The organism is Flavivirga rizhaonensis (assembly GCF_004791695.1).
Lineage (GTDB): Bacteria > Bacteroidota > Bacteroidia > Flavobacteriales > Flavobacteriaceae > Flavivirga > Flavivirga rizhaonensis.
This window is the reverse complement of record NZ_SRSO01000051.1, coordinates 1-13,810: the sequence shown is the minus strand read 5'-3', so window position 1 is coordinate 13,810 and position 13,810 is coordinate 1. Positions and strand designations below refer to the sequence as shown.

12 protein-coding genes and 1 pseudogene are annotated in these 13,810 nt (G+C 32.7%); 9 read left to right on the top strand and 4 right to left on the bottom strand.

Going from position 1 to position 13,810, the window contains the following annotated elements:
* The 7 genes from EM932_RS20495 to EM932_RS20465 all read left to right on the top strand — a co-directional run.
* A partial coding sequence (locus EM932_RS20495; protein ID WP_317129379.1) for an alpha-L-fucosidase C-terminal domain-containing protein occupies positions 1-437 on the top strand: 437 nt, incomplete at its 5' end.
* A 41-nt stretch (positions 438-478) separates the two neighbouring features.
* The gene (locus tag EM932_RS20490; RefSeq protein ID WP_211344333.1) at positions 479-2,677 is read left to right on the top strand and encodes a glycoside hydrolase family 3 C-terminal domain-containing protein; all 2,199 of its coding nucleotides are present in this window, start codon (positions 479-481) and stop codon (positions 2,675-2,677) included.
* Positions 2,678-2,944: 267 nt separating this feature from the next.
* Positions 2,945-3,805, top strand: coding sequence for a family 16 glycosylhydrolase (locus EM932_RS20485; protein ID WP_135879076.1), 861 nt, complete (start codon positions 2,945-2,947; stop codon positions 3,803-3,805).
* Positions 3,802-5,112: a sulfatase-like hydrolase/transferase gene (locus EM932_RS20480; RefSeq protein WP_135879075.1), complete on the top strand. Its 1,311-nt coding sequence runs from the start codon at positions 3,802-3,804 to the stop codon at positions 5,110-5,112. Before EM932_RS20485 ends, EM932_RS20480 begins: the two co-directional genes overlap by 4 nt.
* 48 nt (positions 5,113-5,160) lie before the next feature.
* Entirely contained in the window at positions 5,161-6,741 is a 1,581-nt protein-coding gene (locus EM932_RS20475; RefSeq protein ID WP_135879074.1) for an alpha-L-fucosidase, read from the top strand.
* 719 nt (positions 6,742-7,460) lie between these two features.
* A complete protein-coding gene (locus EM932_RS20470; RefSeq protein WP_135879073.1) occupies positions 7,461-7,604 on the top strand; it encodes a tyrosine-type recombinase/integrase in 144 nt (47 codons plus the stop codon).
* Positions 7,605-7,679: 75 nt separating this feature from the next.
* Positions 7,680-8,024: a hypothetical protein gene (locus EM932_RS20465; protein WP_135879072.1), complete on the top strand. Its 345-nt coding sequence runs from the start codon at positions 7,680-7,682 to the stop codon at positions 8,022-8,024.
* Between the two features lie 116 nt (positions 8,025-8,140).
* Here EM932_RS20465 and EM932_RS20460 read toward each other — a convergent pair whose 3' ends face one another.
* Positions 8,141-8,920 carry a toxin-antitoxin system YwqK family antitoxin gene (locus EM932_RS20460; protein WP_135879071.1) on the bottom strand — a complete coding sequence of 260 codons (780 nt, stop codon included), beginning with the start codon at positions 8,918-8,920 and terminating at the stop codon, positions 8,141-8,143.
* Between the two features lie 298 nt (positions 8,921-9,218).
* Here EM932_RS20460 and EM932_RS20455 point away from each other — a divergent pair.
* Together EM932_RS20455 and EM932_RS20450 are read left to right on the top strand one after the other, a co-directional pair.
* Positions 9,219-10,097: pseudogene (locus tag EM932_RS20455) on the top strand (RHS repeat-associated core domain-containing protein); the annotation flags it as partial.
* A gap of 40 nt (positions 10,098-10,137) precedes the next feature.
* Positions 10,138-10,593, top strand: coding sequence for a hypothetical protein (locus EM932_RS20450; RefSeq protein WP_135879069.1), 456 nt, complete (start codon positions 10,138-10,140; stop codon positions 10,591-10,593).
* Between the two features lie 733 nt (positions 10,594-11,326).
* On the opposite strand, the gene EM932_RS20995 is transcribed toward EM932_RS20450, so the two are convergent.
* The 3 genes from EM932_RS20995 to EM932_RS20440 all read right to left on the bottom strand — a co-directional run bounded on the left by EM932_RS20995 (position 11,327) and on the right by EM932_RS20440 (position 13,391).
* Positions 11,327-11,500, bottom strand: coding sequence for a hypothetical protein (locus EM932_RS20995; RefSeq protein ID WP_170179863.1), 174 nt, complete (start codon positions 11,498-11,500; stop codon positions 11,327-11,329).
* A gap of 257 nt (positions 11,501-11,757) precedes the next feature.
* A complete protein-coding gene (locus EM932_RS20445) occupies positions 11,758-12,804 on the bottom strand; it encodes a tyrosine-type recombinase/integrase (protein ID WP_135879068.1) in 1,047 nt (348 codons plus the stop codon).
* A 29-nt stretch (positions 12,805-12,833) separates the two neighbouring features.
* Entirely contained in the window at positions 12,834-13,391 is a 558-nt protein-coding gene (locus tag EM932_RS20440) for an REP-associated tyrosine transposase (protein WP_135879077.1), read from the bottom strand.
* Between the last annotated feature and the right edge of the window lie 419 nt (positions 13,392-13,810).

Genomic DNA, 13,810 nt, shown 5'->3' with positions numbered 1-13,810 from the left:
TGGGACCAAAATCCGATGGCACCATACCGGAAGACCAAAAAGAGATATTGCTAAAAATAGGAAAGTGGCTGGAAGTAAACGGCGATGCCATTTACGGGACCAGGTACTGGAAAGCATTCGGGGAGGGTCCCACCGAAGTAAAGAAAGGGCACCATTCCGAGGGCAGCAACCAGGGGTTTACCTCTAAGGATATCCGCTTTACATCCAAGGGCAATAAACTTTATGCCATTGTTCTCGATTGGCCGGAACATGGCAAGGTCAACATCGCTTCGCTTGCCAAAAACGCCGAGCATGCCAAGAACCTGGACATTTCCGAGGTTCATGTTTTGGGGAGCGGGGAATCCATCGAATGGTCACAGAACAACGAGGGATTAGTGGTAAACATGCCAAAAGAGAGGCCCTGCGATTTCGCTTTTACTATTGTTTTGACTCTATAAAAGACTAAAAAAAATCTTTTAGAACTATGATTTTAAATATTATGAACAGAATAAGCTATACGATATTTATTTTGATGATTTGTTTATCTTGTAAAACTGATAAGAAAAACATTGATGCAGCTGAAAATACAAGTACTAAACCTAAATTTGAATGGCAAAATACAGCTCTTTCCTATGAGAAACGCATCGATGTATTGATTTCTGAAATGACATTAGAAGAAAAAACATCTCAATTACTTGATGTGTGCCCGCCTATTGAAAGGCTAAATATTCCAAAGTATAATTGGTGGAATGAAGCATTACATGGCGTAGCAAGAAATGGTAGAGCCACTGTATTTCCACAAGCTATAGCATTTGGTGCCACTTTTGATGATGCACTTATTAAAAGAGTAGGAACAGCGATCTCTGATGAAGCTAGGGCAAAATATAACGAAGCTATAAAGGTTGGCAATAGAAGCAGGTATGCAGGTTTAACGTTTTGGTCGCCAAATATCAATATTTTTAGGGATGCCCGTTGGGGCCGTGGTCAAGAAACCTATGGAGAAGATCCTTTTTTAACAAGCAAAATAGGAGTTGCTTTTGTAAAAGGCTTACAAGGGAATGATCCTAATTATATTAAAGCAGCAGCATGTGCTAAGCACTACGCAGTACATAGCGGTCCTGAAGAATTTCGACATGAATTTAACGCCGTGGTCAATAAAAAAGACCTTTTTGAGACCTATTTACCTGCTTTTGAAGCTTTGGTGAAAGAAGCAAATGTAGAAGGTGTTATGGGTGCTTATAATAGAACTTTGGGAGAACCTTGTTGTGGTAGCCCATATTTATTGCAAGATATTTTGAGAGATGATTGGGGATTTAAAGGCTATATCGTGTCCGATTGTGGAGCAATTAGTGATTTTCATAGATTTCATAAAGTAACACAAACACCTGAGGAATCTGCAGCTCTAGCTTTAAAAAGTGGTACCACAATTAACTGCGGAAATGTCTACAGTACCTTGAAAAGTGCATTAAACCAAAAATTAATCACTACAGAACTTATAGACAAAAGGTTAAAGGAAAGTTTACTGACCCGATTCAAATTAGGTATGTTTGACCCTGTAGGCTCTAATCCTTACGACCATATTACTTCAGAAGTAGTAGATTCCGATAAACATAGAAAATTGGCCAGAGAAGTTGCTCAAAAATCGATTGTATTGCTAAAAAACAAAAATAATGTGCTGCCTCTTAAAAAAGACATAAGAAATCTTTATGTTGTTGGTCCTAGTGCTTCCAGTGAAGAGGTTTTACTGGGTAATTATTATGGCCTTACCAGTACTACACAAACCATTTTAGATGGCATTGTGAGCAAAGTTAGCCTAGGTACTACCATTAATTATAAATCGGGAGTCCTACCTTTTAGAAAAAATGTAAACCCCATAGATTGGACTACTGGTGAAGCAGCATCTGCAGATGCCTGTATTGCCGTTATGGGAATATCCGGGTTGTTGGAAGGTGAAGAAGGAGAAGCTCTTGCCTCTAGTGATAAAGGCGATAGAACCAGTTTAAAACTGCCACAAAACCAAATAGATTTTATAAAAAAAATAAGAAATAATGGTGATAAGCCTTTAATATTAGTGTTAACGGGAGGAAGCCCAATCGCCATTCCAGAGCTTCATGATTTGGTTGATGCCATTGTATTTGTCTGGTACCCTGGAGAAGAAGGTGGTAATGCCGTTGCCGATGTGTTGTTTGGAGACGTCTCCCCTTCTGGAAAATTACCAATTACATTTCCAAAGTCTGTAGATCAATTACCACCTTATGAAGATTACAATATGAAAGGTAGGACTTATAAGTACATGACGCAAGAGCCATTATATCCCTTTGGTTTTGGTTTAACTTATACCTCGATTGAGTATAAAAATTTGGATGTCGATTCAAATTATGAGGTTACTGTTGATGTTACGAATACTGGAAATACACTTTCCGATGAAGTGGTACAACTCTACATTAGCTCTCCGCTTTCAAATGAAATAGATCCTATTTTTGACCTAAAATCCTTTAAAAGAATAACATTAAATCCTAACGAAACCAAAACACTTACTTTTAAACTAAACAGGAAAACATTCAATCAATTTAATGAAAATGGTGAATCTGTAGAACGAAACGGAAATTATACAATTTATATCTCTGGGGCTTTACCATCCCAAAGAAGCTTGGACTTAGGAGCTTCAAAATTTATAAAAACCAATATAAAACTCTAAAACCTTATTAGTCTCAATCGTAAGATATATGCTATTCGGAAATTAGAATCAATTAAAGAATTATAGAAATTCTATTTATAAATCATCTCTTATCCTAATACTATAGAGTTACCAATACATGAAAACACATTCGTTATATATTCTTAATCATATGTTGGATTAAACAAATAATACAGTATTTAAATTTGTCAATCAGTAAGATTTTGTGTGGGCGATAAAATGTAAGGTTAAACATTTTAATGATAAAATTATCAATTTAAATATTCTATGAAACGTATTATCTGTATCGCATTATTTAGCATTTTACACAGTGTGTTAAAAGCACAAACGCCTGAACCACCCAAAGGGTTTAAATGGGTTAAAAATGAAAAGTTTTCCGATGAATTCAATGGAAAAAAATTAGATAAGACCAAATGGTACAGTAGATCTCCTTACTGGGTCAATGGAAGAGCACCTGCTACATTTAGAGCATATTCGGTATCCGTTAAAAAAGGGAATCTACAAATTAAAAATTCAGTATTAAAAAATGACAAAAAATATAATATAGCAGGAGGTGCAGTCGCTTCTGTTGCTAAAGATGCACTGTATGGTTTTTACGAGGCACGCATGAAAGCATCAAGCATTACTATGTCTTCAACGTTTTGGATGAAAAACAAACCAGACACAAAAGATTGCCCGTTTGAAGTACAAGAACTCGATATTGTTGAAGTGGTAGGAAAACAAAAAACCGGTTTCGATTTTAGAACAAAGCTACATTCAAATACACATATTTTTCATACCGATTGCAATGGAAAAAAAACCTCAAAATCTGCCAGTGCTCCACCTACTGAAATACATCCACCTGCTAACGAAGCTTATCATGTTTATGGTTGCTGGTGGGTAGACGCGAATACTATCAAAATTTATTTAGATGGCGTCTATCAATTTACCATGAATCCAAGTACAGACTATAGAAGCCATCCATTTAACAAACCTATGTATATGCATTTGGTTACAGAAACCTATAACTGGGAATCCCCTCCTACTCCAGAAGAACTGGCAGATAACACCAAAAACACTACATATTATGATTGGGTGAGGTCTTACACTCTTGTTCCTATAAATTCTAAAAAGACAGAAACTAAATGAGGTTTAAAATTGGTCTAATATTATTAGTATGCTGTTGGAACAATTTAATTGGGCAGCCAAATATTATTTTAATAGAATCTGACGACCAAAGTAATTTAGCTGTTGGTGCTTATGGCTTTGGAACCATTAAAACCCCTAATATTGATAAAATTGCAGCTTCAGGGGTATACTTTACAAATGCTTATAATATGGGCTGTTGGTCCCCTGCTGTTTGTATTCCAAGTAGAACGATGCTCTTACACGGCACTTATCTTTGGAAGGCTTCAAAAATAAACGCCTCAAATGTTCCTGGTCTATCATTAACAGAACGTTTAAAAGCATCAGGCTACGATACTTACTTTACGGGAAAATGGCATGCCTTGGGGAAAAAGCCCAAAGATATATTTGATACTCATGGCACTATCTTACCTGGACAATTAAAAACATACAACTCACCAAAAGGTCATTATACCGATATTGTTGGCAAAGAAGCTATCTCATTTATTAATAAAGCAGCAACAAAAAATACTCCTTTTTTTCTTTACATAGCATTTAATGCCCCTCATGTACCACGGCAAACCGAACAGAAATATTATGACTTATATCCAAAAGATGAAATTATTTTACCACCAAGTGTAAAAGCGGGGGAATTGAATCCAAATATAAAATACAACTATACCTCCGCCCCCTTAAATCTTAAAACAATGAAAGGGCGTTACCAACAAAACAACGCTATGGTAACGCATATGGATGAACAAATCGGAGCTATTATGGAATCTTTAAAAATCAATGGGCTATACGAAAACTCTATTATAGTATTTATGTCTGACCATGGTATAAATTTTGGAGAAAATGGTGTAGCAGGAAAGGTTTGTATTTACGATGTAAGTGCAAAAGCACCACTTATAATAATGGGTCCTGGGATTCCTAAACATGTAAAAAAAGAAGGTCGTGTTTATCTGCAAGATATTTACCCAACACTTTTAGACTTAATAGGCAATAAAATCCCTAATTATATAGATTTTAAATCATTAAAACCAATACTGCTTAATAATTCAGAGGAAAATCTTTATGAATCCATATATCTAGCGATGTTTAATGATCAAAGAGGAATTATAAGTGATAACAAAAAATTGATTTTGTACCCAGAAACTGGAGTGTCAGAATTTTACAATCTAGAAGAAGACCCCTGGGAGATTAATAATCTCATCAATGCCAAATCATCAATATCTACTATTAAAAAAATGGCGAAAGATTTTGAAAGATGGCAAAAGAAAACAGGAGACACCCTAGATATTAAAGAAAAATTTCCTGAATATTTTAATTAAAAAGGAAAAAAGCATCATAATAGTATAAACGCTTAAAATAGTAGATATATGAAATACAGAAAAGCAATTAAAACCAGCTTAATTTTAATAGTTGTTGGAATCTCGTCCAACTATCAAAATAAAATATATGCACAAACTCAACATAAAGAAGAAAAAATTACAGAGAGTTGGGAATCTTTAAAAAAAGTAAATCAAGCCCCAGAATGGTTTCAAGATGCTAAATTTGGTATTTATGCACATTGGGGACCTGTATCAAGCGCATTTGTTGGATCAGATCCAAAAACATTCTATGCGGGCTGGCACGGTATGAAAATGTATGAAGATGGTAAAAAAGTACCCACTGGAAATGGAAAACCGACAAGCAATTTTATCCATCACAATAAAAAATATGGAGATCCAGCTAAATTTGGTTATAAAGACATTATCAAAGAATTTAAACCAACCGCTTTTAATGCTAAACAATGGGCAGATTTATTTGCTAAATCAGGGGCTAAATTCGCAGGACCTGTAGCGATGCATCATGATAATTTTGCCATGTGGAACAGTAAAGTAACACGTTGGAATTCCATGAACTATGGAGGTATAGACCCTTCATTAGAATTGAAAAAAGAAATTGAAGCTCAAGGATTAAGGTTTATGGGGTCTTTTCATCATGCCTTTACCTGGAAGTACTTCGCTCCTGCTCATAAATATGCAAAAATAGATCCTAAAGATTATGACTTATATACTAATCCACATACATTGGCATCTGATACACCTGATGAAGATTTTTATAATGATTGGTGGGCAAAATTAAAAGAATTTATTGATGTGTACCAACCTGATCTTATTTGGTTTGATTGGTGGCTTGAAAATATGACTGAAGAAAGTAGACAAAAGTTTTTAGCTTATTATTATAATAAAGGTTTAGAATGGGGTAAAGATGTTGTGGTGTGTTATAAAGAAACGACTTTTCCTGAGGCCACGGCTATTAAAGATTATGAACGCGGACGTCCTAACCAACCAAAAGAGCACGTTTGGCTAACAGATACATCTCCTGGCGCATGGTTTTATAGGCCTAATGCAAAGTTTACCACACCAAACGAGTTGATTGATATTCTAGTAGATATCGTTTCTAAAAACGGGATAATGCTATTAAATGTGCCTCCAAATCCAGATGGTTCTATTCCTCAAGACATGCAAGATTTACTTATAGATATGGGCGAATGGTTACGTGTAAATGGAGATGCTATTTACGGAACCCGACCTTGGACTATTTTTGGAGAAGGACCAACCAGATTGCCTGAAGGAGGACATAAAATAGAAAAACACAAGATAGCTTACACCAATACAGATATTCGCTTTACGAAAAAATCTGATCGAGAATTTTATATTATTGTAATGGACACCCCACAAAATGAAATTACTGTTAAATCTTTAAGCACTCAAATTGGTGTGTTAAATTCTAAAATACAGAAAATAGCGCTTTTAGGTAGCGATGAAACCATTCTGTGGGAAAGGGACGAAAGGGGTTTAGTCATTAAAACTCCAACAAATCTTCCATCAGATTTTGCACACGCTTTTAAAATAACTGTTGAAGGTTACAGAGAAAATAATATTGGAGGTGAGACTGCTGCACATATTGATTAAATAAAGAATTTCTTGAAACCGACTATCCCTACCCTATTGGCAGCACATAGGTTTCACTGGTTTCATATCCAACTGTCGAGCATAAGTTTTGTCTTTTTTTGGGTCAAAAAAACGAAATTCAGTATTTAGATTCCTGTTTTATTCATTGAACTCGTTTAAACTTTTTCTATTTCCTAAAAAATGGCCGAAATTTACCCATATTTTGTTACTTTTCTTATGCGTAGCTCTGCTATGCCTTGCAAAAAGTGCCTCATCTGAATAAATTTCATCTCATTTTCGGTTAAAAACAAAAAGTTTAAACGAGTTCATTGTGTACATGTTTATAAATAATGAATTTACAAATCTTGCGATTTCACAAAAATGGCTATTTTAATGGAAACCTCATGGTTAAGTCTTAAATCCATAGGTCTTGATAGATTTTGTTTTGTTTTTATTTTTTTGATTCAAAATCATTTATTTTTCTAAGTTCAAATACTCTTGAGACATAGGATTTTATGAAAAAAATTGCGGCAATCTGAGAAAGTATTCCATGTCTTATCAAACTGTTCTTGATAATCTTAGGAAATACTATAAAATATACAAACCAAAGCTATATTTATTTGAAGCCATAGAACCTGAAAAAAATAGTACTACCAGTGTCTTAAAAATTGTGAATCAGGCTGCCAAAAAAGTTCAAACTGACCAATCAGTACATCCATAATATATGTTAAGACATAGTTTTGCCAACTTACCTTTTAGAAGAAGGGATGGACTTACGATATATTCAAATCTTATTAGTAGGACATAATTCTAGTAAAACAACAGAAATTTATACGCATGTTGCTACAAATTCCTTTACAGGCATCGAAGATTTATTATCTTAGTTCACATAATAGATATATAGTTAATATTAACTATATGCAATTGTTACTTGCAAGCTGAAAAAACATCGTGCTAAAATGATAAACAGATTTCTCAAAAAGAAACCAAAACAACTTTCCAAAGTAGAATATTGGAAAAAACGGGAGTTTTTTGAACTTGTCGAGGACTTGCATAAAGCCGAGAAAATTTTAGCGGAATTCAAAGGCGAATATTCAAACCGATTTGACTCTGCTCAAGATTTCCGTTCGCATTTAGTGGATTTTATTGACGATATTGAATTTGGCAACCAAACGGATTTATCAGAATTATGGATTTGGTTTGCGCCAACCTGTGATTGGGACGATTTTGGAATCACTGGAGTAGAAATCGGAAACCGGATATTTGAACGAGTGGATAGTTGGAAAAAGCATAACTCAAACTAATGAAATTTTACAAACCATTTCTTACAAATAAAAAAGCCATTCCATTTTTTTAGAATAGTTTTTCTTACTCAATACGAACACAATCCATTTTTTTGATTAGTTTAATCCAAAATACTCTATTTATTATTCTTTTTAAATAAAGTTTTAAAAAAAATCTTTTTAGAAGATGGCTTACCCGTACTTTTATTTATAGAGTCTAATTTCTTTTGTTCACGCCTCTTTAATTTGTTCTGTAATCGCTTTATAGAATCATTGCGTTTTTCGTTTAATCTTTTTAACTTTTGTTTCACTCTGTTTATAGAGTCACTCCTTCTTTTGATGATTCTATCTGTTTTAATTTGAACTTTTTCCAAAGAGTCTCTTTTTCTAAGTAATCGTTCTACAAGATTTTTTGGTCTTTCTTTAAATTCAAAATTATTTTTATGATATGTGGTGTCTTCTTTAATAAAATTAATCCAATAGCCATCTTTTAAATTATGTTTATAGTCTCCTTTTTCTATTAAATTTCCTTGTGAATCATAAGCTTTAAAATGACCATTTTTGTAGCCATTACTCCATACTTCATTTGTTTTTAATGTTCCGTTTTCATACCATGTTTTCCAATCCCCAATTTTTAAACCTAAACTAAACTCCCCTTGTTCTGCTAATTGGTTTGATTGATAGTATTTAGAATACTTTTTATGTAATACAAGCCCCCCTGAGGTTGATACTGATTGATGTATTTGTCCAGATTTAAACCAATAATATGTTTTCCCTTTATTAAAACTAGATAGTTTTTCTTGAGCTACATAACATTCAATGTCAAAACCATTGTCTCTAATTACTTTTCTCTGCACATCTGTAGAAAAAGCAAAACACATGACAGAGCATATTATAATACCTATTATTCTTTTCATCAGCTATAAAGACTTTAAATAGCTAAAGTATAAGTAACATAAAAAATACCGTTAGGGTTTTGCCTTATTAATGTGATGGGATTTGAGTTTTTATAGATAAACTGTAGTTAAGGTAAAATTATAGCCATAAATACTTATTTTTTATCATTTTTATTGATACATTTATATTATAGTTTTATGAGATTTTTCATTAAAAAAACAATCTAAAATCGTTTAAAATGGTCGTTTTTTCGAATTAAAAAAACGCATACGTTCTTATAAATACTAATTTTTTCAAGGTTTTGATTACTATCCTTTTGGGATGCCGATGCCGAATAGGAATATCGAGGGCAACTACCGCTATGGATATCAGGGAGAGTTTGCTGAAAAGGAAAAGGAGATTGGTGAAGGAAGGAATTCATTTCAACTGAGATTGTGGGATTCGAGAATTGGCAGATGGCTTACTACAGACCCTTATGGGCAATTTGCTTCTCCATATGTTGGGATGGGAAATAATCCTGTTGCATTTGTTGACCCTGATGGTGGATTTTGTGAAGATACAAATGGTAATCAAATACCTTGTCCCGATGGATATGGTCATTTTGATGGACCAACAGAGCAAACAGGACTGTTTTGGGATGGGGAATATGCTGGTCTTAAATCTTCACTTGTTACGATAAATGCGTCTCGATATCCTGCTCCACCTAACGGTTTAGCCAATTCTAATAATAATATTCAAGGAAGCATCAACTACAATGGGGTTTTAGAATTAGCTTTAAATGGAGTTGAGAATTTTGGAGGCACTTCAAATTTTAAGTTGTATGGCGCAGCATTTACAGGTGATATGTATAAAACAGCAACAGTTAATGTAAATTGGGTTAATGGAGCAAAAGTAATTGGCAATTTAAAGTTAGGATATGACGTTGGTAAAGATGTGTATAAAGCAGCAACAAATGAAGGGCAAAAAAGAGATGACGCTATTACTGGGTTAGCAACTACAGGCGTAGTAGCAGGAGCAACAAGGCTTTATCCACCAATTGGAGTTATTTATACAGGAGCAACAATTATTAAGGAAACAGAAACATGGAAGCAAGCAGTACATGATGCAAGACAAGAAAATATAAGAAAAAGGCTAGAAAATGGAGAATATGGCTTAACAGATTTACCAAAAAACCTTGAGTTTAGGCAAGGACAATAAAAAAAAGTATTATTGGATATTATAAATAAAAACTTAAAAGATGAATTTTTATGATTATTACTTTTATAGAATGTATAAATCAACTAATATAACCAACAAATCCATTCCTGAATGGTCAACAATAATAGCAATTTCTATTTTATTTGCAATTAATTTATTTTCAATATTAATATCCTGTGAATATCCAATAGAATCTATTGGTGAAGAAGGGTTTGGAGCAATACCACTGATAATAGTCGCTTTAAATTATTTTTATTTTTTATTTAACAAGAGATATTTAAAAATAATTGATAAATATAAAGGTAGTAAGTATAATAGTAATTTGTTTCATGATACGATTATAGTTACATATGCTTGCCTTTCAATATTTATAATTTTTAGGGTTCTAAATGCTGATTATATATACCCTATAGGGTTAAGCCTTTTTATTATTGCTACTTCATTGTTTGGGTATATTAAAAGCAAAAGCCTTAATAATAAAGATAGTGATTTATAATCCCCCGCTACCGATAGTTTTCAAGACTAGTGGCGGGAGTAAGCAAAATAAATAATAACATTAATGTAATGATACAAAACGGGTATAACTTTGGTCATCGTTCAAATTAGTGGATAATGCAAATTTTAGTCATAACTAATTGGGAATCATAAAATTTGAATTAATTAGTGCTTCTAAAAAAGTGTATATAATACTATATTCACTACAGTTTTTAGCGTTTAAAACCACTAATACGGCGCTAGTTTATCAAAGTAACGGCTACCGCTAGTATTTACTAGTGGAGTTAAGAGTAAGAAAAAAAGTTAAGAAGCTACTTTAGAAATAGAGTAGTTTTTTTATGTGTAAAAATTTAAGAGTAGGCTAATCTACCCCCGCTACCGCTAGTTTCCAAAACTAGTGGCGTACTGAGTAGGTTTAAGGGTAATAAAAAAAAATAGAGAAGTTACTTTAGAAATAGAGTAGCTTCTTTATTTAAAATTTTACTTATAATTATATTTTTATTTAATAATAGTTAAATTTGGTTATTAAGACTAAGACCCCGCTGTTCCATAGCATGCTACTGCTAGCATTTTGCTAGTAGCGGTAAAGATTGGTATCCAAGAGTAAGAAAAGAGTAAAATAATAATAGCATTAATGATACAAAACGGGTATAACTTTTATGCTCGTTTTTTTAATGCGGTAAGTTTTAAGGTTTGTCCAATTGGTGACTATTAGGATGTATGATTTTTTAAATCTATTCTAAATTAGTTTTGATGCTACCAATTTTATCAAGTTTTTCTGTGATTTTTTCGGTAAATTGGTTTATGATTTCATCCTGTTCAGAATGACTAACAATAACATACAAATTATAGCCCCCCGATGGCGCTAGTTTACCGTAACGGCTACCGCTAGGGTTTCCTAGTGACATTCTGAGTCAGCAGTCAAGAGTAAGAAAAATATAGAAGAAATTACTTTGGAAATAGAGTAGCTTCTCTATTTCTAGTTTTCAACTAAAACATTCATAACTTTACTTATAATTATACTTTATATTTAACAATAGTTAAATTTTGTTATTAAAGTTGAGACAGGCTAAAGAAAAAAAATTACAGAAATGTAAGAGCTTTTTATTGATAATATATAAGTAAAAGAAAACTATTAATCAGCCAAAGAAATAAGTCAAATTAATCAATAGCTTTCCAGTTTACTATGTACCTTGTCAATTTCTTTATCTATATAAGCTTGAGCATAATGCACATAACGATTAAAAGAACTGCTTGCATGACTATGCCCACTTATTTTGCGCACCAAGTGTTCTGGCATACCGAGTATAAGTAGTGTAGTAATGGCTGTTCTTCGCATCATATGTGAGCTCATTTTATCACAAAAACGTATCTGTTTTTGTTTGCCATTAATGGTAATATTTTTGGCTTTTCCTAAACGCTCTCTTGTCATATGTATAGGTTGTGTATAACCCGCTTTTTCTCCTATTAATTTTAAATTTCTGTTAAAAATAAAAAGACTAATATTTTTAAAAATGGGTATTCTTGATGATTTGGGTTTATAATATTTATAAATGGCTACAGCATAGTCAGGAAGTTTTATAAAGCTATAAGTTTTTGTTTTTTGTGACTTAATCTCTAGGTACCAATCATCATTCTGTTTTTCAAAATTTTTATTGGTCAGTTTATTAATATCTGAAATACGTAAACCTGTAGTGCAACCAAAAACAAACATATCTTTTGTGCGTTTTATAGCTGGCGTAAGCGACTTCTCAAAATCTTTATCATGTATTAAAAATTTTAGTTGTTCAGGAGAGTGTACTAAAATTTCTATATCTTCTTTACGAATATAAAATAGTTTTTGAAAGTCACTGGTTGGAATATTTTTATCATCTTTTAAATAGTTAAAAAAAGTGCGTATCGTTTTTATATTTGCGCCAACATAATTGTCGTGACAGCCCTTTTTGTATAAAAAGTCAGTATACTTTTTATAAAATTTTTTCCAGTAGTTCTTTTCTGAAATAAATTCTCTCGTAGTTAGCTTGTAAACATTGCAGATCCGAAAATCAAAATTGGCTTCTATACAGAATTTAGTTAAATTATTAAATACATATCTGTAATTATCAATAGTGTTTTTTGTTATTTTTTCACCGTTTTTCTTAAGGCGTTTTCCTGTTTCACTATCACGTATAAATTGTTTAAATAAAGGAAGGAGGGACGTCGTTTTTTTCATAAAAGTAAAACTATATGATGTTTACATTTTTATCCCAAAAAACCAACGGTATCTATATCTAAAACCGTATGATCGTCTTGAAAATTTCTAGCACTTGAGTATTTCCAATCGATAGGATTCGTTACAAAACCACTTTCTACTGGATTATTATGTATATAGTCAATTTTTTGCTTAATTACTTTTTCACTCCATAGTTCTATTGGTTTATTATGATGTTGCCAAAATTGATATTTAGTTGTCGATGCATTTTTTTTACCTGCTCTTTCAAACATCCATAATAACCACTCTTTCCTGCTTTCTTGCGGATTGTTTTCAATAGCTTTTATGATTGCTTTTGAAGTATGCCGTTTAAAATCTCTTAGTAATTCCGAAGGTTGTTCGTTACTTGATCTAAATATAAAATGTATATGACTAGGCATAAAACAATAGGCATATAATTCCATGTTTTTTTCTTTTCTGCAATAATTTACACTTTCAGAAAGTACATTAAAATAAGCTTGTCTTGTGAATACATCTATCCAGTTTATAGTAGCGAAGGACACAAAATATAGACCAGATTTGTTATGGAATTTGTAATTTCTACTCATTGCCCTAAAATACATAATTTTATAATATCGCTACCCCATGTTTGTAACTTGTGATTGAATAAAAAAAGCCTTTACATCCCTGTAAAAGCTTTCTTCTTTTTATTTTCTTACTCTTGCCTGCTCACTCGGAACGCCACTAGCTACAACCTTAAATCCGTAAGTCTATAATAAAAAATAACCGCAAATGCTTATAAATAAAAGGTTTGCGGTTTTTAGTATTTTCACCTAAATTGGTGTTGCTATAAAACACTGGTATGAAAATATTAAAATCTTCGCACATAACCCCCTTTTGGGGGCGATTTCCTATAAAGTGGCAATTTCATTTCTTCCTTGAATTATTTTACAGATAAGCAGGTTGAACAAATCCTTTCCCTTATTGTTGAACTTGAAAGCGATTTCATCTAAATAGCCCTGTAAAT

Excerpts from the sequence above, each read along its gene's own strand:
- EM932_RS20490 (WP_211344333.1), top strand. The coding sequence starts at position 479 with ATGAACAGAATAAGCTATACGATATTTATTTTGATGATTTGTTTATCT.
- EM932_RS20485 (WP_135879076.1), top strand. The coding sequence starts at position 2,945 with ATGAAACGTATTATCTGTATCGCATTATTTAGCATTTTACACAGTGTG.
- EM932_RS20480 (WP_135879075.1), top strand. The coding sequence starts at position 3,802 with ATGAGGTTTAAAATTGGTCTAATATTATTAGTATGCTGTTGGAACAAT.
- EM932_RS20475 (WP_135879074.1), top strand. The coding sequence starts at position 5,161 with ATGAAATACAGAAAAGCAATTAAAACCAGCTTAATTTTAATAGTTGTT.
- EM932_RS20465 (WP_135879072.1), top strand. The coding sequence starts at position 7,680 with ATGATAAACAGATTTCTCAAAAAGAAACCAAAACAACTTTCCAAAGTA.
- EM932_RS20460 (WP_135879071.1), bottom strand. The coding sequence starts at position 8,920 with ATGAAAAGAATAATAGGTATTATAATATGCTCTGTCATGTGTTTTGCT.
- EM932_RS20450 (WP_135879069.1), top strand. The coding sequence starts at position 10,138 with ATGAATTTTTATGATTATTACTTTTATAGAATGTATAAATCAACTAAT.
- EM932_RS20995 (WP_170179863.1), bottom strand. The coding sequence starts at position 11,500 with ATGTCACTAGGAAACCCTAGCGGTAGCCGTTACGGTAAACTAGCGCCA.
- EM932_RS20445 (WP_135879068.1), bottom strand. The coding sequence starts at position 12,804 with ATGAAAAAAACGACGTCCCTCCTTCCTTTATTTAAACAATTTATACGT.
- EM932_RS20440 (WP_135879077.1), bottom strand. The coding sequence starts at position 13,391 with ATGAGTAGAAATTACAAATTCCATAACAAATCTGGTCTATATTTTGTG.